Genomic DNA, 20463 nt, shown 5'->3' with positions numbered 1-20463 from the left:
GCGGCTGGGCGTGCAGAAAGTGCGCCCAACTCACGTCTCAGTGGGAGATGTTGTGAACCGAATCCACACACGCGAAAGACTTTGCGCGCGTGCGCTGATACCAGCGGCAACCGCGCTCGCGCTCCTGGCCGGGCTCGCGCCCTCGGCGCACGGCACATCGGCCGCGCCCGCCGCACCGAGCGCCCCAGCCGCCCCCGGTGCACCGCCCGCCACAGCGGCCGACGGCGGCGGGATGGAGCTGGCCCGCAGCAGCCGCCCCGTCGCCCCCGGCACCACGCTGACCTCCTTCGACCGGCTCAACCCCGACAAGTGGCTGCGCGCGGACGCGCTGAGCGTCGACCTCGACGGCAGCGCCCGGCTCGACTACCTCTCCACCGGAAAGGTCGCAGAGCGCAGGACGGTCTCCGAGCTGGCCAAGGCGCACAAGCCTGGCAAGGGACGGCGGACCGTCGCCGCGCTCAACGCCGACTTCTTCGACATCAACCAGACCGGTGCCCCGCTGGGCCCGGGGGTACGCGACGGCGAGCCCACCCACTCGGCCGCGCCGGGCGTCTCCGAGGCCGTCGGCATCGGCCCGTCGAGCGCGGGCCGCATCCTCGACCTCTACTTCGAGGGCTCCCTCACCCTGCCGAGCGGTGAGGAGAAGCTCGCCGCGTACAACGCGGCGGACGTCCCGTCCGGCGGCATCGGCGTCTACAACGCGCAGTGGGGCGCCGCGGACCGGGCGATGACCACCGACGGCGCGACCGGCACCACCGAGGTGACCGTGCGGGACGGCAAGGTGACCTCGGTCTCCGAGGAGCCCGGCAAGGGTGACATCCCGGCGGGCAGCACCGTGCTGCTCGGCCGGGACGCCGGAGCGGAGAAGCTGGCCGGGCTGCGCCCCGGCGACACCGTTTCGGTGCGCTACGACGTCCGTACGGACGACGGCAGCGAGGTGCCGCGCACGGCGGTCGGCGGACGCGGTGTCCTGGTCGCCGACGGCGAGCCGCAGGACTGGGAGGGACGGCCGAACAACACGACGGCACCCCGTACGGCGGTCGGCTTCTCCCGGGACGGCTCGACCATGCACGTGCTGAGCGTGGACGGCCGCCAGGCCGCCTCGGGCGGTGTCACGCTCACCGAACTCGCCCGAATGATGGCCGAACTCGGTGCCCACAACGCCCTCAACCTCGACGGCGGCGGCTCCTCGACCCTCGTCGCCCGCGAGCCCGGCTCGGACGCCACCCAGGTGGAGAACGCGCCCTCCGACGGACAGGAGCGCGCCGTTCCCAACGGCCTGGCGCTGACCGCCCCGGACGGCAGCGGGCGGCTGAAGGGCTTCTGGGTGGAGACCGCGGCGGACCCGGCCAAGGCCCCCACCGCCGACAACGTGCCCGGCGGTCACCCCGAGCGCGTCTTCCCCGGCCTGACCCGGCAGCTCACGGCGGCCGGCTACGACGAGACCTACGGACCCGCCCAGGGCTCCGCGCACTGGCACTCCGACAGCCCCCGGACCGGCCGGGTGGACCGCGACGGCACCTTCCACGCCCGGCGCGGCGGCACCGCCGAGGTGACCGCACGCTCCCGCCAGGCCCACGGCTCCACCAAGCTGGAGGTCATCGGCGAACTCACCCGGGTGCGCCCTTCGCAGGACCGCCTCGGGCTGGCGAAGGACGGCGACCAGGGCTCGTTCGGCATCCTGGGCTACGACGCGCAGGGCACCAGCGCGCCCATCGACCCGGCGGACGTACGGCTGGGCTATGACCGCTCCCTCTTCAGCATCACCCCCGACCAGGCCGGCGGCGGCTTCACCGTCACCGCGCGCAAGGCCGACGCGGCCGGGCAGGTCACCGTCGATGTCGACGGGCACACCACCGTCCTCGGCGTGACGGCCGGGCTGCGCGACCAGCGTGTGGCCGACTTCGAGGACGCGGCGGACTGGAAGTTCAGCACCGCCCGCGCCTCCGGCTCCCTCTCGGCCGAGCCGGAGGGCCGGCAGGGCACCGGGCTCAAGGTGGACTACGACTTCAGCCAGTCCACCGCCACCCGCGCCGCCTACGTCAGCCCGCCCGCACGCACCACGGTCCCGGGCCAGCCGCAGAGCTTCACTCTCTCGCTCAAGGGCGACGGCAAGGGCGCCTGGCCCTCGCTGGAGGTGACCGACGCGAACGGCACGCACCAGGTGCTGCGCGCCCCGCACGTCGACTGGCAGGGCTGGCGGGAGGTCACCTTCAAGGTGCCGGAGGGCGTCAGCTATCCGCTGGATCTGCGCCGCTTCTACCTCGCCGAGACCCGGGCGGCCGAGCAGTACAAGAGCGCGGTCGTGATCGACGAGCTGACCGCGCAGACGCCGCCGGACGTGGAAGTGCCCGCGGCGGCGCCCGTACGCGACCCGCTGATCTCTACGGCCGCGGACGTACGGGGCCACGACTGGCGGTTCGCGGTGATGTCGGACGCGCAGTTCGTCGCCCGGAACCCCGACAGCGACATCGTGCGGCAGGCCCGGCGCACCCTGCGCGAGATCCGCGCGGCGAAGCCGGACTTCCTGGTCGTCAACGGCGACCTGGTGGACGAGGGCTCACCCGCCGACCTGTCGTTCGCGCGCAGCGTGCTGGAGGACGAGCTGGGCGACGCGGTGCCCTGGTACTACGTACCGGGCAACCACGAGATAATGGGCGGGAAGATCGACAACTTCGTGGCGGAGTTCGGCCCGGCGCAGCGCACCTTCGACCACAAGGGCACCCGCTTCCTGACCCTCGACACCTCCTCCCTCACCCTGCGCGGCGGCGGTTACGCACAGATCGAGAAGCTGCGCGCCCAGCTGGAGGCGGCCCGCAAGGACCCGCGGGTGCGCTCGGTCGCCGTCATCCAGCACGCACCGCCGCGTGACCCCACCCCGCAGCAGGCCAGCAGGCTGACCGACCGGCTGGAGGCCGACCTGCTGGAGGACTGGCTCGGCGACTTCCGGGCGCGTTCGGGCAAGAGCGTGATGTTCGTCGGCTCACACGTCGGGGTCTTCCACGCCGACCGGGTGGACGGCGTGCCGTACCTGATCAACGGCAACTCCGGCAAGGCACCTTCCGCACCGGCCGCCCAGGGCGGATTCACCGGCTGGTCGATGGTGGGGGTGGACCGGACCGGCCAGGAGAGGTTCGCCGTGCAGACCAGGGCGCACGTGGACGGGCTGGCGCTGGAGGCGCCGGCCGAGCTGCGGGTGGGCGCCTCCGCACGGGCGACGGCGACGGTGCACCAGGGCAGCGGCGCCGCGCCGCGCAAGGTGCCGGTCGGCTGGCCGCTCAGCGCGGACTGGGACGGCTCCGGGAACCTCTGCGTGGCTGGCGACGGCGACGGCAAGCGCGGTGGCGTCGGTGGCAAGGGCGGCCACGGGAAGCGCTGCGCCGCCTCGTACGACCCGGCGACCGGCACCCTCAAAGCGCTGCGCGCGGGCACCGTCACCCTCGAGGTCGAGGTGAACGGCGCCCGCGCGCAGCGGGAGGTGGAACTGCGGCGCTGACCGGCGGCTGACCGCAGCGCCTCGTTCAGCGGTCGGCGTCGGCGTCCGCGTCCGCGTCGGACTTCCGCTCCGCGGCGGCCGCCAGCTCCGCCTCCTTCTCCTTCTTGGAGGCGTACAGGCTGGTGGCCGTCGTGACGATCAGCACCGCGCAGATGACGCCGAGCGAGACCGGGATGCTGATCACCGGGACGTGCACCCCCGCCTCGTGCAGGGCGTGCAGCACCAGCTTCACACCGATGAAGCCCAGGATCACCGACAGCCCGTAGCTGAGGTGGACCAGCTTCTTGAGCAGGCCGCCGATCAGGAAGTACAGCTGCCGCAGGCCCATCAGGGCGAAGGCGTTGGCGGTGAAGACGATGTACGGGTCCTGGGTGAGCCCGAAGATCGCCGGGATGGAGTCCAGCGCGAACAGGATGTCGGTGGTGCCGATCGCGAGCATCACGATCAGCATCGGCGTCATCAGCCGCTTGCCGTTCTCCTGGATGAACAGCTTCGTGCCGTGGTACTTGTCCGTGGAGGGGAAGCGGCGCTCGACCAGCTTCAGGAGGCGGTTCTCCTCCCAGTCCTCGTCCTCCTCCTCGGCGCGCGCCTCCTGGATGAGCTTCCACGCCGTCCAGATGAGGAAGCCGCCGAAGATGAAGAAGACCCAGGAGAAGTTCGCGATGATGGCGGCACCGGCCGCGATGAACCCGGCGCGCAGCACGAGCGCGATCAGGACGCCGACCATCAGCACCCGCTGCTGGTAGATCGGCGGGACCGCGAACTTCGCCATGATCAGGATGAAGACGAAGAGGTTGTCGACGCTGAGCGACTTCTCGGTGACGAAGCCGGCGAAGAACTCGCCGGACGCCTGGCCCTCGCCCAGCACGGCCAGACCGGCTCCGAAGATCACGGCGAGGGTGATCCAGACTGCCGTCCAGATCCCGGCCTCCTTGATGGAGACCTCATGCGGTTTGCGGCCGCCGACGAAGAAGTCGACGGCGATCAGGGCACACAGGCCGACAATCGTCAGAACCCATGCGGTCAAGGACACATCCATGCTTCGCGCACCTCCGGCGATGCTGCCGGAGGTCTCTTCCGCCCGGCGCGCACAAGGAGCGTGCGCTACCGGACCGATACCCCGGGACCAGTCCGACCGGTCCGTACTGACGAGGACATCGCGAGGCTGGGAATACTCCCCTCCGCCCTAGAAGAGTAAAGCAAGACCAAGAAGAGGTAAAGGCAGCCTTTGCCGTCGGCCCGGTCCGCCCGCCCCGGCACTCGCGAAACCCCGGCCGCCGCTCAGCGCCGCCCGTACGCCTGGCGGGCCGTCGCGACCCGTTGCAGGACCTGCGGGACCACCTGGCTGCCGCCCGGCACCAGCGGCGGCTCGTACGTCCACGCGTGCCCGACCCAGGGGTCGGCGAGGTGGTCGTCCGGAACCGGGGTGATCCGCAGCAGGGCGCGCCACAGCGGGTCGAGGAGCGGACCGTAGGCCCGCGCCTCCTCCCGGTCCGCGACCATCAGCAGGTTGACTCCGACGGCGGGACCCTCGTCCGCGATGTAGCGGAGCTGGGTGACCGCGCGGTCGTCGAAGCCGTGCGGGAAGTCGTGCACGATCAGCAGCTGCTCGGCGGTGTCCAGGTCGGGCGGCAGCGACTCCGTGGCGCCGCTGCGCACGGCCATCTGCACCAGGTCCACCCGCTGGGTCAGCTTCGCCAGCACCTCCGTCACCCCGGCCGCGCCCACCGCCGGCGGCTGGCGCAGCGCGCCGGACTCCAGCAGCGGGACGAGGGAGGTCGCGGCCGAACCGGCCGGATCGATGACGTTCAGCGTGAAGTCGTCCACCGGGTAGACGGCCACCAGCCGGGCGGCGATGGCGACCGCCGTCTCCACCGCGAGCCTGCGCAGCTCGTCCGGGTCCACCAGGGAGGACTCCACCGAGCCGCCGCCGCGCCCGCTGTCGATCCACAGCCCGCGATCCAGCGGGAGCCGGACCAGCATCGGGATGCGCAGATCGGAGCGCTCCGGCAGCGTGAGGTCGCCGAGCCGCAGCGCCATCGGCACCTCCATCGGCACCTCGTACGCCTGCCAGACCGGATTGTCCCAGCGGGCGAAGGCCGCGGGCAGCGCCGGCTCGACGACCGCCGACTCGGCGGCCAGCTGGCGCAGGTCGCGGTCCAGCACGGCGCCCGCCTGCTCGACCAGCCGGGCGTGCTTGGCACGCGCCTCGTCCCGGGCGGCGTCGGCCACCGGGCCGATCCGCGTGCGCGGGTCGGAGAGCACCTTGTCCAGCTCCTGCTCGCGGCGCGAGTCGGCGAAGTCCACGGCTGAGCGGTAGGCCGCGACCGTCCGCGCCATGTCCTCGAACATGCCCCAGACCTGGTTGTACAGCCGCTCGTCCATGGACCAGCCGGAGGCGTCCCCGGCCACCGGGACCGGGGGCGCGCCCTGCGCGGGCGGCGGCTGGTGGGCGGGCTGCTGCGGCGCCGCCGGGCGCCGCCGAGGGTGCTGGTAGTCGACGGGGCCGGAGCCGGTGCCCGAGGCCACCGGGCCCTGCGGCTGCTGCAGCGCGGGGGCCGCAGCCGGCCGGGCGTCGCGGTCGGCCCGCGCCGCCGAAGGCGGTGCCGCCACCGCGCGGGCCAGGCCCGCGGCCACGGCGTCGTTGATCGTGGCGGCCAGCTGCCGGGCCTCGGGGAGGCCCTGGTCGTGGAGCATGGCCTCCAGGCCGCCCGCGTAGCCCTGGCCGACCGCGCGGACCTTCCACGAGCCCTGCCGCCGGTACAGCTCCAGGGCGACGACGGCGGACTCGGCGTCGAGCCCGGTCACCGTGTAGCTGGCGATCGGAGTGCCGTCGAGGCCCGTCACGGCGACGAAGGGAGAGGCGAACGCACCGAAGCTCGCCGGTCCGCCCACCCCCGCCGGGAGCGCGAGCAGCACATTGACCCGGTGCACCGCCTCCGGCAGCGCGTCGAGATCGACCGCGAGCCGGTGCTCGGCGGCGGCCTGCCGGGAGACCTCGAGCCCGGGCAGCTGCGGCTCTGCCGGGTGCGCTATCCACCCGGCGTCCCGCATCCGCCCCTGCTCGTCGTTGAGTGTCGCCCCGGCGAGGACGGGTTTCCCCGCCGACACCCGGATCTCCAAACGGGTCTCGGGCAGGGCATGGTTCTGCCCGCGGACCAGCTCGGCCGTCATTCTCGCGCCCCCTCCACCGCTTCTCTCACGCTCTCTCTTCCGTGCCCGCCGCGGCCGTGACTACAGGTACGGCACGATCGTCGGCATCAGGTCCTGGAAGGTACGGCCCGCGGCCGGCTCCCCGATGGCCGTCATCTGCCAGCCGTTCCCCTGCCGGTGCACCTTGGCCATGATCTGCGCCGTGTACTGGCCGCCACCGGTCAGGGTGTACCGCGCCATCTCCTGCCCGTTGGTCTCGTCGACCAGGCGGCAGAAGGCGTTCTCCACCTCGGCGAAGGTCTGCCCGGTGAAGGAGTTCACCGTGAAGACGATCTGGTCGATGTGGACAGGCACCCGCTGGAGGTCCACCAGGACCGCCTCGTCGTCACCGCCCTGTCCGGCGCCGCCGACCAGGTTGTCCCCGGTGTGCCGCACCGAGCCGTCGTCGCTCACCAGGTGGCGGAAGAAGACGACGTCCACCGGCTGCTTGTCGGCGAACAGCACGGCCGAGGCGTCCAGGTCGATCTCCTTCGAACGCTTGCCGAACAGCCCCCGGCGGGGGGCCGCCTGCCAGCCGAGCCCCATGCGCACCGCGGTCAGCGTGGCTCCATCGGACTTCTGCAGGCTGATGGCCTGCCCCTTGGACATGTTGACCGTCACCGCGCGATCCCCTCTCAACGTTTCCACGCCGTCATCTCCGACGGCGTCACCGCACCCTATGCAGTCGGACTGACACCCGGGGCGGCGCACCCCGTCTTTGTGTCGTTCTTGCAACACTCGGCCTGAGGCTGTCCCGCCAGGCAAGACGGGAGCGCCTCAGGCAAGCCCCGCCTCCCTCATCTGACGCAGCTCCTTCTTGAGGTCGCCCACCTCGTCACGCAGCCGGGCGGCCAGCTCGAACTGCAATTCCGCCGCCGCGCCGCGCATCCGCTCCGTCATCTGCTCGATCAGCTCCGCCAGGTCGGCCGCGGGCTGGTCGGTGAGAACCTCCCCGGCGGCCCCGCCCTTGGCCGCCCCGGCATCCGCGCCCTTCCCGGCCCGGGCCGCCTTGCCGCCGAGCGCGGGCACCGGCGCCTTGAGCGGCTTGCCGTCCGCTCCGGTCTTGCGGTACCCGGTGCCGAGCAGCTGCTCGGTGTCCACGTCCTCGCGCGCGATGTCGGCGACGATGTCCCCGATCTTCTTGCGCAGCGGCTGCGGGTCGATACCGCGCTCCTCGTTGTACGCGACCTGCTTCTCCCGGCGGCGGTTCGTCTCGTCGATCGCCTTCTCCATGGCCGGGGTGATCCTGTCCGCGTACATGTGGACCTGGCCGGAGACGTTGCGCGCGGCCCGCCCGATGGTCTGGATCAGCGAGCGGCCGGAGCGCAGGAAGCCCTCCTTGTCCGCGTCGAGGATGGCCACCAGGGAGACCTCGGGCAGATCCAGGCCCTCGCGCAGGAGGTTGATGCCCACCAGCACGTCGAACTCACCCGCCCGCAGCTCCCGCAGCAGCTCGACCCGGCGCAGCGTGTCGACGTCGCTGTGCAGGTAGCGGACCTGGATGCCCAGCTCCAGGAAGTAGTCCGTGAGGTCCTCGGCCATCTTCTTGGTCAGCGTGGTGACCAGCACGCGTTCGTTCTTCTCGGTGCGGAGGCGGATCTCGTGCACCAGGTCGTCGATCTGCCCGTCGGTCGGCTTGACCACGACCTCCGGGTCGACCAGGCCCGTCGGCCGGATGATCTGCTCCACCACGCCGTCGGCGCGCGAGACCTCGTAGGTGCCGGGGGTGGCGGAGAGGTAGACCGTCTGGTCGATCCGCTTCTGGAACTCCTCCCACTTCAGCGGGCGGTTGTCGATCGCCGAGGGCAGCCGGAAGCCGTGGTCGACCAGGGTCCGCTTGCGGGCGGCGTCCCCCTCGTACATCGCGCCGATCTGCGGGACCGTCTGGTGCGACTCGTCGATCACGAGCAGGAAGTCTTCGGGGAAGAAGTCGATGAGGGTGTGCGGGGCGGTGCCCGCGGCGCGGCCGTCGATGTGCCGGGAGTAGTTCTCGATGCCGGAGCAGGTGCCGATCTGGCGCATCATCTCGATGTCGTACGTCGTGCGCATCCGCAGGCGCTGGGCCTCCAGCAGCTTGCCCTGCTTCTCCATCAGCGCGAGCTGCTCCGCCAGCTCCGCCTCGATGCCGGTGATGGCCCGCTCCATCCGCTCCGGGCCCGCCACGTAGTGCGTGGCCGGGAAGATGTGCAGCACCTGGTCGTCGGAGATGACCTCGCCGGTGAGGGGGTGGAGGGTGGAGAGCGCCTCGATCTCGTCACCGAACATCTCGATGCGGACCGCCAGCTCCTCGTACACCGGGAAGATCTCGATGGTGTCGCCGCGCACCCGGAAGGTGCCGCGGGTGAACGCCATGTCGTTCCTCGTGTACTGGATGTCGACGAAGCGGCGCAGCAGCTTGTCCCGGTCCAGCTCGTCGCCGACCTTGAGGGAGACCATCCGGTCCACGTACTCCTGCGGGGTGCCCAGGCCGTAGATGCAGGACACCGAGGCGACGACGATCACGTCGCGCCGGGTGATCAGGGAGTTCGTCGAGCTGTGCCGCAGGCGCTCGACCTCTTCGTTGATCGAGGAGTCCTTCTCGATGTACGTGTCCGTCTGCGGGACGTACGCCTCCGGCTGGTAGTAGTCGTAGTACGACACGAAGTACTCGACGGCGTTGTTCGGGAACAGCTCGCGGAACTCGTTGGCCAGCTGGGCCGCGAGCGTCTTGTTCGGCGCCATCACGAGGGTGGGGCGCTGGAGCTTCTCGATCATCCACGCGGTCGTCGCGGACTTGCCCGTACCGGTCGCGCCCAGCAGCACGACGTCCTTCTCGTCGGCGCTGACGCGCCGGGTCAGGTCGGCGATGGCTGCCGGCTGGTCGCCGCTGGGCTGGTAGGGACTGACGACCTCGAAGGGCGCCACCTTGCGTTCGATCTCCGTAACGGGCCGCATGAAGTCCACGGTACGACCCGCCACTGACAATCACTCCGCCGCCGGCTGCGGCCGACCGCCTCCGTTCAGCCCATGGACACCTGAAATCCGATTGCGTGTACACCCCATTGGGAATGTTTGTTCGCAGTCCGTACACACACCGACGCGAGGAGTTCGCATGCCGATCCGTCCCATCGCCCTGACCGCCGGTGCCCTCCTCGGTGTGTCCGTGCTCTTCCCGGCCACCGTCCACGCCGCCCCGGCCCCGCAGGGGCACGACCCGGTGCCCATCGCTCATCGGGGCGCCTCCGGTTACGCGCCCGAGAACACGCTCGCCGCCGTCGACAAGGCCGCTGAGCTGGACATCGAGTGGGTCGAGAACGATGTGCACCGCACGCGCGACGGTGAGCTGGTCGTCCTGCACGACACCACCTTGAACCGCACCACCGACGCCGAGGAGGTCTTCCCCGACCGGGCGCCGTGGAAGGTCTCGGACTTCACCGCCGCGGAGATCGCGCAGCTCGACGCGGGCAGCTGGTTCGCCGACGCCTACGCCGGGGAGCGGGTCCCCACGCTCCGGCAGTACCTGCGGCGGGTCGAGCGCCACGACCAGAAGCTGCTGCTGGAGCTGAAGAAGCCGGAGCAGTACCCCGGCATCGAGGCCGAGACCCTCAAGGAGCTGGACAACGAGGGCTGGCTCGATCGCTGGCACCGCAAGAAGCTGATCATCCAGAGCTTCGACGCGGAGTCGGTCGCCACGGTCCACTCGCTGGCACCGGCGGTGAAGACCGGCTTCCTGGGCACGCCGCCGGTCGAGGAGCTGGCCGAGTACGGGCGCTTCACCGACCAGATCAACCCGAACTATCCGACGGTCACCAAGGAGTACGTGGACGCCGTCCACCGGGTCGGAGGCGCGCACGGCAAGCGGCTGGAGGTCTTCACCTGGACGGTGAACGACGGGCCGACCGCGCGCGCGATGGAGGAGGCCGGGGTCGACGGCCTCATCTCCAACTACCCGGACGTGGTGCGCGACGCGGTCGGCTGAGGCTGCTCCGCGGCACCGCACGGCATCCGTACGGCGGCCGGGCAGGCTGCCGTGCGGTGTGCCGCCGGAGGCGGCTGTCGGCGACGGCTGTCAGTGGCGGCCCGTAGGCTTCCCCGCGTGACCCAGAACGCCCCCTCCGGCAGCGCCGGTGCCTCCCGGACCTCCTGGGCCTGGAGTGCCCAGGCCTCGCCGATCGGTCCGCTGCTGCTCACGGCGACCGAGGTGGGCCTCCTCCAGGTCGTCTTCCACGCCGACGAGCGCACGCGCGAGGCGGCGCTGGCCCGGCTGCGCGGCAGATTCGGCGGCGATGCCGCCAGCGGCGCGGCGGAACCGGCCGCGGGCGTCCTGGCGACGGCCGCCCGCGAACTGGACGCCTACTTCGCGGGCGCGCTGCGCACCTTCAGCGTGCCGCTGGACTGGTCGCTGACCGGCGGTTTCCACGAGCGGGTGCTGCGGGAGCTGGCCGCCGGGGTGCGCTTCGGGTCGACGGTCGGCTACCAGGACCTGGCCGACCGGGTGGGTGAACCCGGTGCGGCGCGTGCCGTGGGAGTCGCCATGGGGGCGAATCCGCTGCCGATCGTCGTGGCCTGCCACCGGGTGGTGGAGAGCGGCGGCGGGATCGGCGGGTTCGGGGGCGGCCTGGAGACCAAGCGCGCCCTGCTCGCCCTGGAGGGACTCCTCCCGGAGCCGCTCTTCTGACGGCTTCCGGCGGCCTCTGTGTCCGTCGTGTCTGGATTCGTCCGTCAGAAGCTGACGCCGGACTTGTGCATGAAGGGCACCGGGTCGATGCCGGAGCCGTAGACCGGGGTGGTGCGGATCTCGAAGTGCAGGTGCGGGCCGGAGGAGTTGCCGGTGTTGCCCGACAGCGCGATCCGGCTGCCCGTGTTCACCTGCTGGCCGACCTGCACGTCGATCTTCGACAGGTGGGCGTACTGGCTGAACTTGCCGTTGGCGTGCTTGATCACGACGTTGTTGCCGTACGCGCCGCCGTTGCCGGCGGTGACCACGGTGCCCCGGTGCACGGACTTGACCGGCGTGCCGGTCGGGACGGCGAAGTCCTGGCCGGAGTGCTTCTGCGACCAGCGGCCACCGCTGTTCCCGAAGTCCGCCGTCAGCGTGTAGGGCTTGGCGACGGGCGCCTGCCAGGAGGCTGCCTTCTTCTTCGCGGCGTCGGCGGCCTTCTGGGCCGCCGCCTTCTGGGCGGCGATCGCCTGGTACTGCGCCTTGGACTGCTGCTGGGCCGCGCTGGCCAGTTCGGCGGCCGTACCGGCGGCGAAGATGTCCTGCTGGGCGCCCGGCTGAGGAGCGGTCTGGGCCGCGGAGGCCACGCCCGCACCCATCGCCATCGAGGCGCAGAGCCCGGTCGCCAGCACGGCTGCCTGGGCACGGGGACGGTTCCTGGACACGGCAAGAGTGCGGGTATTCGACATGAAGGTGTTACCTCCGGAATTAATGGAATTACCTGGCTATGCACCAGGACTCCACCATTGATAGCCCGTTCGTCCGTTCTCGTCCAAAATCTCCGGATACTAGGCGGGCCCGTAGCGACGGCGCGGGCCGCAAGTCCCCTTGCAAAGGCCGGCGCCGTCACACTTATCCCCGCCGGGGCCGGGACCTTTCTCGATTTCACCCACCCCGACCTGCACTTTCACCGGAATGCGGGCCCCGCCCGCCCGGGCCGAAGGGTCCCCGCCGGGCCGGGCCCAAGGTCCCGGGCTTTCGTCCCGGCAGCTTGCTATTCCGTTTCGTAGCAGCGGAATGGCCTGTGCCTCACCTCACCGGTGAACCCGGTCGGCGGAGTTATACGGGGCCTTTTCTGTGACCTGGCGCACGCCATTCGTGTGACCTGGCGCACGGAATGCGGCGGCCATTTCGGTGCGGGCCGCCACGGGGGCTGGCAGACTGCCCGCCGTGACCGACATCCGCGATCCCGCCGACGCTCCTGACGCCGGAGCCGTCCCGAGAACACCGCCGGGCCCTCGTGACGCGCCCGGCCACGGCCCCGGCGCCGACCCCGGCGGGATGGCCGCGCTGCGCAGGCGCACGCACTCCGTGCTGGTCGTGAGCCAGATACTGGGCGGCCTCGGGGTGGCGATCGGCATCGCGCTGGCGGCGGTGCTGGCGGAGGACGTCAGCGGCTCGGAGGGGCTGGCCGGGCTGGCGTCCACGGCCTCCGTCCTCGGCACCGCCGTGCTCTCGCTGCCGCTCGCCGCCCTGATGGCCGCCAGGGGCCGCCGTCCAGGGCTCACCCTGGCCTATCTGATCGCCGCCGTCGGCGGTGCGGTCGTGGTCGCGGGTGCCGCGCTCGGCAGCTTCGCCCTGCTGCTGGCCGGTATGGCCGCCTTCGGTGCCGGGTCGTCCGCCAACCTCCAGGCGCGCTTCGCCGCCGCCGACCTCGCCGAACCGGAGCGCCGGGCGCGGGCGATCTCCACGGTGGTGTGGGCCACCACCATCGGCGCCGTACTCGGCCCCAACATCGCGGCCCCGGCGGGCCGCAGCGTCGCCGCCCTGGGCCTCGGCATACCGCCCACGGCGGGCCCCTATCTGTGGGGCTCGCTCATCTTCCTGGCCGCGGGCGCACTGGTGCACCTGCTGCTGCGGCCCGACCCGCTGCTGACCGCCCGCGCCCTGGCCGCCGCCGACTCGGCCGCCGCCGGGGAGCGGCCCGCGGCGGAGGCGCGCTCACTGCGCGCGGGCGTCGCCGCCGTACGGGCCTCCCCGCGGGCCCGGCTCGCCCTGGTCACCATCGCCGGTACGCACACCGTGATGGTCTCGATCATGGTCATGACCCCGGTGGCACTGAGCCACCACGGCGCGGGCATCGAACTGATCGGACTGGTGATCAGCGGCCACATCGCGGGCATGTACGCGCTGTCCCCCGTCATGGGCTGGCTCGCCGACCGGGTCGGCAGGCTCAGCGTCATCGGCCTCTCCGTCGCCCTGCTCGCCTGCGCCGCCGCACTCGCGGGCACCGCCGGCGCGGACCATGGCCGGACGGCCGCCGGGCTCGTGGTGCTGGGCCTCGGCTGGTCGGCGGGGCTGGTCGCCGGTTCCGCGCTGCTCACCGACTCGGTGCCCACGCCCGCCCGCGCCGCCGTCCAAGGACTGTCCGACCTGACGATGAACGCGGCGGCGGGCGCGGGCGGGGCACTGTCCGGCGTGGTCGTGGCGCAGGCGGGTTACGGCTGGCTCACCGCGCTGGCGGCGCTGCTGCTCCTGCCCGTGACGGCGCTGGCCCTGGTGACCAGCCTGCGCCGGGCCGCAGCGGTCAGCACGGATAGAGCTGGAAGGGCACCCCGCGCCGGCCGCCGAACCGGTCGGCGACCCGGTCCCAGCCGCCGGTGAGCAGCTCCGTCGCGTACGCCTCGGGCTCCTGGTCGCTGAGGGCGGTGATGTAGGCCCGGTGCTCGGCCAGGGAGGCGATGGCACGCTCCGCCGCCCGCTCCCCGATCGCCTTCGCGTGGGTCGGCTCCGGGGACTCCACCACGGCCACCCAGCGCACCCCGCCCCAGGGCTCCACGCGGTCGGCCGCCAGCTGCTCCCGGAAGATCCACTCGTTCCCCGCGTCCCCCGCCGCGTCGAGGGTGGCGCGCCCGACAGCCCGGTGGTCCGGGGTGTTCCAGAACACCCCGCCGAAGGTGTCATGGTGGTTCAGGGTGAGCAGCAGTTCGGGCCGCCACCTGCGGATGGCCGCCGCGATGTCGCGCCGCAGGGGCAGGCCGCCCTCGATGACGCCGTCCGCGCGGTCGAGGAAGGTGACCTCCGAGACGCCGACGGCGCCCGCGCTGGCGCGCTGCTCCGCCTCGCGCACCCGGGCCGCCTTCTCCGGTTCCATGCCCGCGATGCCCGCCTCGCCCCTGGTCACCAGCAGGTAGGCCACCTCACGCCCGGCCGCGGTCCACTCCGCGACGGCGCCCGACGCGCCGTACTCAAGGTCGTCGGGGTGCGCGACGACCGCCAGCGCGCGCTGCCAGTCCTCCGGCATGGGCTCAAGCTCTCCGGTCCGTCCCGCGGACACGGCGTCCTGCTGGCTCATCGTCCTCCTCCTGCTGCTGGCTCGGGGGCCGGCGGGCTGCCGCGCGTCCCCTTGGAGTGTGCCCGCAGGCGGTGCGGGCGCCGCCGGTGTCACCCGGATGAAGGGCTCAGTTCCACCCGTAGGTCTCGCGGAGCCGGAGCACCACCCGGTCGAAGCGCGCGCGGTCCAGCGCGCACGCCTCCCGCCGCATCCCCGACGGGTGGATGCGCAGCACCCGGCCGAGTCCGACCCAGGAGTCCCTGCCGCTGCGGTCCCAGGGGCCCGCGCCCAGCGCCAGCCACGCGCGGTCGTCGTACCGCCGCCTGCTGGTCAGCTGTACGGCCAGCAGAGTGCCCCGCTCCTCCCGCGCCACGACGAGGACCGGTCGGTCCTTGCCTCTGCCGTCCCGTTCGCGGTACGGAACCCAGGTCCACACGATCTCGCCGGGATCGGGATCGCCGTCCGGGTCCGGCGCGTACTCCGTGCGCACCGGGCCGGCCTCGTGCGGCACGGCCTCCTCGGTCGCGCCAGGGCCGAACCGCCCCGGCGACACCGTCCTGCCCGTCTCGTCCGCCCCGTAGGCCGAGTCAGCTGTTGGCTCAGTCATGCCGTGCAAACTACCGTCCCCGCCACCGCGGGTGACCCTATCCCTCCACTCCGGCCCGCGCTCCCGGCCCCGGACCCCGACCAGCGACCACCGACCACCGCACGTGAGGAGACCAGATGTTCCGCCCCGTTCTCGCCGTGTACGCGGCCATGCACACAGTGATCCGCTCGTCCAACCGCGCCTCCCTCGCCCACCGGCTGCGCTACGCCGCCCGCAACCCGCGGCGGATCGTCCCGTACCTGCGGCGCACCGCGCGCGACTGGGCGCTGCGGCGGCGCACCGGCGGTGACCACGTCGCGTACTACCGGGCCGTGATGAAGTCCGACACCGCCCGCAACCCGCGCGGTGCGGTGGGCACGCCGACCGAGGAGCGCTGGCAGGCGCTGGGGAAGATGCAGTTCGACTACCTGGTCTCGCACGGGCTCACCCCCTCGGACCACGTCCTCGACATCGGCTGCGGCAACCTGCGCGCGGGCCACCACCTCATCCGGTACCTCGATCCCGGCCACTACCACGGCCTCGACATCTCGCCGGACATCCTGCTGGCGGCGCGACGGACGCTGACCGAGCAGGGGCTCCAGTCCCGGCTGCCGTACCTCACGCTCGTGGACGACCTGCGGCTGGCCCACCTGCCGGACGGCCACTTCCAGGTCGTGCACGCGCACAGCGTCTTCTCGCACTCCCCGCTGGAGGTCATCGACGAGTGCTTCACCCATGTCGCCCGGGTACTGGCGCCCGGCGGCCACTTCGACTTCACCTACAACCGCACCGACGGCACCGAGCACCAGGTGCTGCGGGAGGACTTCTACTACCGGCCGGGCACGCTGCTCTCCCTGGCCACGGCGCACGGTCTGACGGCCCAGGTCATGGACGACTGGGAGGAACTGCCCCACCGCCAGTCCAAGATCCGTGTCAGGGCCGCCGCCCCGGCCCGGACGGCCTGACCCGGGCCGGGCCGAGGGGAGCGGGCCGGGCAGGAGCCGCAGCGTGCCCTCAGCCGCCGTCCGGGGTCCAGCCGGCCAGTACGTCCTCCCAGTCCGCGATGTCCTGCGGGTCGCCGTGCCAGTGGCCGAGCCGCCGGGAGGCGGTCGTCACGTCGCGCAGCCAGAGCGTCGCGTCGGGCACCCAGCCCGCGAGCATCGTGTAGCCGTCCTCGACGGGCTGGGCCAGTCCGCAGGAGGCGAGGTAGCCGCCGACGGTCACGTGCACGCCGTCGAAGTGGTCGGCGACGGCCGCCCAGTCGGGCAGGTACCACGGGCCGTCCACGTCTCCCCAGGTCCGCCACTCGCCGTCGTGCGTACGGGTCACGTCACGCGGGAAGCGGGCGGTGAGGCGCTGCCAGTCGCGCGGCCCGCGGATCTCCGCCACCCGCGCCCGCTCGTCCACCGCCAGGCTCCGGACGGTGGCCGTCGCGTCCTCGAAGGGGGCGAAGGTGTCGATGAATCCCCTCAGTTCGATGGCGGGCAGACCGGCGCGTGCCCCGGTCGTCCAGGTGCCCTCGGCGAAGTCCGGTGCCGACCACCACGTCGCGCCGAGGTCCCGCGCCCCCTTCGGCGGACGCCTGCCGCGCCCCTTGCGGTAGCGCGCCCGCTCCCGCGCCATGGCGCGCCGCACGACGTCCTCGATGCCGGCGAGCCCGCCGTCGGCGCCAGTGCCCGTGCCCGTGCCTGTCCAGACGAGCTGGCGCTGATCGGCGCGCCGGACCGGCTCCCACCAGCTCGTGGCGGCCCGCGACCCGCCCAACAGTTCCGCGACGGGCCGCAGTTCCTCGGCCGCGACCGCGGTCAGGCGCCACAGCGCCGTGTCCCCGCCGTTGAAGCCGAACGACTCCGAGACCTGGGCCAGTTCGTCCAGGGCCGCCTGCTCCGTCAGCTCGCCCAGCCGGCGCCACTCGCCCCGCGCCACCGCGGCGCCCACCACCGCGCGCGCCTCGCCGGGCGGCACCTGGTGCCACTCCCGCCGCTTGCGGCGCCGGACCCGGGTGACGCACGCGTGGCCGTCCTCGGTGCAGGTGGTGAACGTCGCCCTCCCCGGCACCTCGCCCAGGCCGAGCGCCCCGAACAGACGGCCCTCCAGGTCCGCTTCGACGAACCCGGCCACGAACTGGCGCCCCAGCGGCGCTCCCAGCAGCTGGTCAGCCCGCCCGGCCGCCGCAGACCCGGCCGCGTCCCGTTCCCGTTCTTCCCGTTCCCCCATGCTGCCTCCCTCGCCGCAAACTAGAAGCCACCCGGGCGGCCGGGCGAGGGAATTACGCCGTCCCGCTCCAGGCCGTCCCGCTCCAGGCAGGCCGGCGGGGGTCGTCCGCGCGGACGAGGACGTGTGCGGCCTCCCCCGGCCGCACCTCCTCCTCGTAGCGCGCGAACGCCGGCAGCGTCCAGCGCGCGTCCTGGTCCGTACGCCGCGCCAGCGCCGCAGGGGTCAGGCTCAGGTGCACGCTCAGGTCGAACGGGAACCAGTGGCCCAGCAGCAGCGGCCCGTGCAGCAGCAGGACCCCGCCGGGGGCCAGCGGCACCGGTGCGCTGCGGGTGGCGCGGTCGGCCGCCGGGTCCCACAGATCGGGCAGCACCCGCCCGCTGCCGCCGGGTTCGAGTGGCTGGAAGACCTCGCGCCACAGCGCGCCGGTGTCGTACCAGCTGTCGTAGTAAGCGTCCGGGTCGTGCCTGCCGTACTCGAAGCGCAGGGAGGCGGGCCGCAGGAAGCCGTCCAGCGCGACCGGAAGCGCGGCCCGTCCGTCGGCGCGCAGTTCCTCCGCCAGCGCCTCGGCCAGCCGCTCGGGCCGGGCGGCGGGGGCTCCGTCGAGGCCGACGCGCAGCCGGCTGCCGCCGTCGGCGGGCCGCAGACCCGTGATCTGCCGGGCCAGTCGTACGGTGAGCCGCTCCCAAGTGATCGCTTCCATGCGCACCTCACCATCATGCCCGGCGCCCGCGAGGGGTCCGGCAGGCGAGCCGGGGAAGCTGCTGCGGAATCGTCTCTCCCCGCGATACGGTGCCTCCCCGTCCGCCGGATGTCCGTTTCGGACACGCGGAGGGGTAACAGGGGGAATTGCGGGCCGCTGCGACGCGCGCCCGGCAGGAACACGGGGGAACGTGTGCACCACGACATCCATGTAGTGACCACCAATTTTGAGGTCGTACGGCGCCGCGCCGGCCATGTCGTCAAGTACTTCTACGCCCACCTCTTCGCGGCCGACCCCGCGCTCCGGCGGCTCTTCCCGGCTGACATGGACGAGCAGTTCGAGCGGCTCTTCGGCGCCCTGGGCCAGCTCGTCACCCACCTCCAGGACCCCGCGCTCCCGCAGCGGCTGGAGCAGCTCGGCCGCGACCACCGGAGGTTCGAGGTCACCGAGGAGCACTACGCGACGGTCGGCCGCAGCCTGGTCGCCGCCATGCGCTTCGGCAGCGGCCGGGCCTGGACGGCGCAGACCGAGGCCGCCTGGAACGCCGTCTACACCGGCGCCGCCACGGCCATGATCTGCGGCGCCCGGGCCGCCCAGGCCCGCGAGGAGCCCCGCTGGTGGGAGGCGACCGTGCTCCAGCACCGCCTGCACCAGGGGCACACCGCCGTCATCCGCGCGGCGCCGGACCACCCCTACCCCTACCGGGCCGGGCAGTACGCGACGCTCCAGGCTCCCGGGCTGCCCGCCGTGTGGCGGCCGTACTCGCTGGCGCGCGCGCCGCACCGGGACGGCGTGCTCGAGTTCCACGTCGCACGGGTGCCGGGCGGGCGGCTGAGCAACGCGCTGTGCGACCGGCTCGCAGCCGGCGCCCGGCTCCGCCTCGGTCCCGCCTCCGGCACGGCGACCACCCCGCCCGGGCGGGGCCCGGTCACGCTCCTCGCCGCGGGCAGCGGCTGGTCCTCGGCGAAGGCCGTGCTGGAGGACCTGGCCGAGCGGGCGGAGCGACGCCCGCCGCGGCCCGTACGCCTGGAGCTGGTCGCGCGCGGCGGGGAGCACTTCTACGATCACCGCACCGTGGCCGCCTACGCCCGGCGGTACCCGTGGCTCCAGGTCTCCTGGTGGTCGCCGCGGCCGGGCGAGAACCGCGTACGGGCGGCGCGGCGGCTGCACGCGGCACTGCTCGCCCGCGACGACTGGCAGGCGCAGCGGGTCTGCCTCAGCGGACCCCGCTCCTTCGTCTCCGAGATCGCCGAACTGCTGGCCGGGCGGGGGGTGGGCGCGGACCGGCTCACCCACGACCAGCCGCCGCCGGGCCCTCGGACCGGCCGGGGGACGGACCACGCCGGGCACTTCCTGGCGCAGCCGGCCGTGCCGTGGATCGACCCGTCGGCCCGTACGGACCCGGCGAGGGCGGCGACCGGGGCCGGTCCCGCGTCCGGCGCCCGCCCGCACCTCCGGCCGGAGCCCCCGGGCGAGGCGCGCGAGCCCGCCCCGGCGCCGGGCGGCCGTACGCCCGCGGCTGCCGCACCCCCGGCCGTCAGGGGGTCCTACGTTGTTGGTGGGTTGGACGGGCCGTCGTAAGGTCCAGAGGCCCAGAGACGCCGGGTATGGCTTTCAGCGGGTTGCACTCGATGGTTCCCCTCACCTGGCCGCCCGGCGTCTCACGACGACTCGGCCGCTGATTAGGAGCTGCGAGCCCCTGCGGGTGCATCGCTGAGTAGGACCACGCTGGCGAGGTCGTTCGGGAGAACAGTGCATACCGACGAACCGGAGGAACCCGTGTCCCAGACATGGGCGGGCGTGGACATCGGCAAGACCCATCACCACTGCGTGGTCCTGGACGCCGAGGGCAAGCGCCTGCTGTCGCGCCGCGTGCTGAACGACGAGCCCGGAACTGCTGGCCCTGCTCGCCGACGTACTGGCCATCAACGAGGACGCCGTATGGGCGGTCGATGTCACCGAGGGCATGGCCACGCTGTTGATCAGCGTATTGCTCAACCACAGCCAGCAGCTGCTCCACATCCCCGGCCTCGCGGTCAACCGGGCATCGGCCGGCTACCGGGGCACCGGCAAGACTGACGCCAAGGATGCCAACGTCATCGCCGACCAGGCCCGGATGCGGCGCGACCTGACCATTCTGCGGCCGGACGACGAACACGCCGTCGAACTGCGTATCCTCACCAACCGCCGGGCCGACCTGGGCGCCGACCGCACCCGCCGAATCAACCGTCTGCGCGGTCAACTCACCAGCATTTTCCCCGCGTTGGAACGGAGCCTCGACCTGGGCAACGTCGGCCCG

At 72.8% G+C, this 20463-nt stretch carries 15 protein-coding genes and 1 pseudogene; 7 read left to right on the top strand and 9 right to left on the bottom strand.

What is annotated here, in order from left to right; genetic code table 11:
• Positions 1-232: 232 nt before the first annotated feature.
• Positions 233-3496 (top strand): phosphodiester glycosidase family protein, encoded by a 3264-nt coding sequence (locus H299_RS0118985; RefSeq protein WP_027749688.1) that lies wholly within the window; start codon positions 233-235, stop codon positions 3494-3496.
• Between the two features lie 25 nt (positions 3497-3521).
• Here the strand turns inward: H299_RS0118985 and H299_RS0118980 are convergent, their stop codons facing one another.
• The 4 genes from H299_RS0118980 to uvrB form a co-directional block, all read right to left on the bottom strand.
• Positions 3522-4535, bottom strand: a complete 1014-nt coding sequence (locus tag H299_RS0118980; RefSeq protein ID WP_027749687.1) for a TerC family protein — start codon at positions 4533-4535, stop codon at positions 3522-3524.
• A gap of 242 nt (positions 4536-4777) precedes the next feature.
• Complete coding sequence (locus H299_RS0118975) at positions 4778-6670, bottom strand: TerD family protein (protein ID WP_027749686.1); 1893 nt, start codon at positions 6668-6670, stop codon at positions 4778-4780.
• 60 nt (positions 6671-6730) lie between these two features.
• Positions 6731-7309, bottom strand: a complete 579-nt coding sequence (locus tag H299_RS0118970) for a TerD family protein (protein WP_027749685.1) — start codon at positions 7307-7309, stop codon at positions 6731-6733.
• A 156-nt stretch (positions 7310-7465) separates the two neighbouring features.
• Positions 7466-9622: an excinuclease ABC subunit UvrB gene (gene uvrB / locus H299_RS0118965; protein WP_027749684.1), complete on the bottom strand. Its 2157-nt coding sequence runs from the start codon at positions 9620-9622 to the stop codon at positions 7466-7468.
• 157 nt (positions 9623-9779) lie between these two features.
• On the opposite strand from uvrB, the gene H299_RS0118960 reads away from it, so the two are divergent.
• Both H299_RS0118960 and H299_RS0118955 read left to right on the top strand, forming a co-directional pair.
• A complete protein-coding gene (locus tag H299_RS0118960) occupies positions 9780-10646 on the top strand; it encodes a glycerophosphodiester phosphodiesterase family protein (protein WP_027749683.1) in 867 nt (288 codons plus the stop codon).
• A gap of 117 nt (positions 10647-10763) precedes the next feature.
• Positions 10764-11345 carry a methylated-DNA--[protein]-cysteine S-methyltransferase gene (locus H299_RS0118955; RefSeq protein WP_027749682.1) on the top strand — a complete coding sequence of 194 codons (582 nt, stop codon included), beginning with the start codon at positions 10764-10766 and terminating at the stop codon, positions 11343-11345.
• Between the two features lie 44 nt (positions 11346-11389).
• Here the strand turns inward: H299_RS0118955 and H299_RS0118950 are convergent, their stop codons facing one another.
• Entirely contained in the window at positions 11390-12076 is a 687-nt protein-coding gene (locus H299_RS0118950; RefSeq protein ID WP_051262630.1) for a M23 family metallopeptidase, read from the bottom strand.
• Between the two features lie 592 nt (positions 12077-12668).
• On the opposite strand from H299_RS0118950, the gene H299_RS35010 reads away from it, so the two are divergent.
• Positions 12669-13991, top strand: a complete 1323-nt coding sequence (locus H299_RS35010; protein WP_037759690.1) for an MFS transporter — start codon at positions 12669-12671, stop codon at positions 13989-13991.
• Here the strand turns inward: H299_RS35010 and H299_RS0118940 are convergent.
• The gene (locus H299_RS0118940) at positions 13915-14682 is read right to left on the bottom strand and encodes a PIG-L deacetylase family protein (protein WP_051262629.1); all 768 of its coding nucleotides are present in this window, start codon (positions 14680-14682) and stop codon (positions 13915-13917) included. The two genes, H299_RS35010 and H299_RS0118940, sit on opposite strands and share 77 nt — an antisense overlap.
• A 106-nt stretch (positions 14683-14788) precedes the next feature.
• A complete protein-coding gene (locus tag H299_RS0118935) occupies positions 14789-15268 on the bottom strand; it encodes a type II toxin-antitoxin system PemK/MazF family toxin (protein ID WP_037759662.1) in 480 nt (159 codons plus the stop codon).
• A 116-nt stretch (positions 15269-15384) separates the two neighbouring features.
• On the opposite strand from H299_RS0118935, the gene H299_RS0118930 reads away from it, so the two are divergent.
• Complete coding sequence (locus tag H299_RS0118930; protein ID WP_486587339.1) at positions 15385-16212, top strand: class I SAM-dependent DNA methyltransferase; 828 nt, start codon at positions 15385-15387, stop codon at positions 16210-16212.
• A 49-nt stretch (positions 16213-16261) separates the two neighbouring features.
• Here H299_RS0118930 and H299_RS37660 read toward each other — a convergent pair whose 3' ends face one another.
• Positions 16262-17464 (bottom strand): hypothetical protein, encoded by a 1203-nt coding sequence (locus H299_RS37660; RefSeq protein ID WP_051262628.1) that lies wholly within the window; start codon positions 17462-17464, stop codon positions 16262-16264.
• Between the two features lie 52 nt (positions 17465-17516).
• On the bottom strand, positions 17517-18170 hold the full coding sequence (locus tag H299_RS0118920) for a uridine kinase (RefSeq protein ID WP_027749677.1): 654 nt from the start codon (positions 18168-18170) through the stop codon (positions 17517-17519).
• 207 nt (positions 18171-18377) lie between these two features.
• Here H299_RS0118920 and H299_RS35000 point away from each other — a divergent pair, with 207 nt between their 5' ends.
• On the top strand, positions 18378-19745 hold the full coding sequence (locus H299_RS35000; protein ID WP_051262627.1) for a globin domain-containing protein: 1368 nt from the start codon (positions 18378-18380) through the stop codon (positions 19743-19745).
• Between the two features lie 198 nt (positions 19746-19943).
• Positions 19944-20463 (top strand): annotated as a pseudogene (locus tag H299_RS0118910) (IS110 family transposase); the annotation flags it as partial.

This window comes from Streptomyces sp. CNH287 (assembly GCF_000424825.1).
The sequence above is the reverse complement of the archived record's forward strand: the minus strand, read 5'-3'. Positions and strand labels throughout refer to the sequence as shown.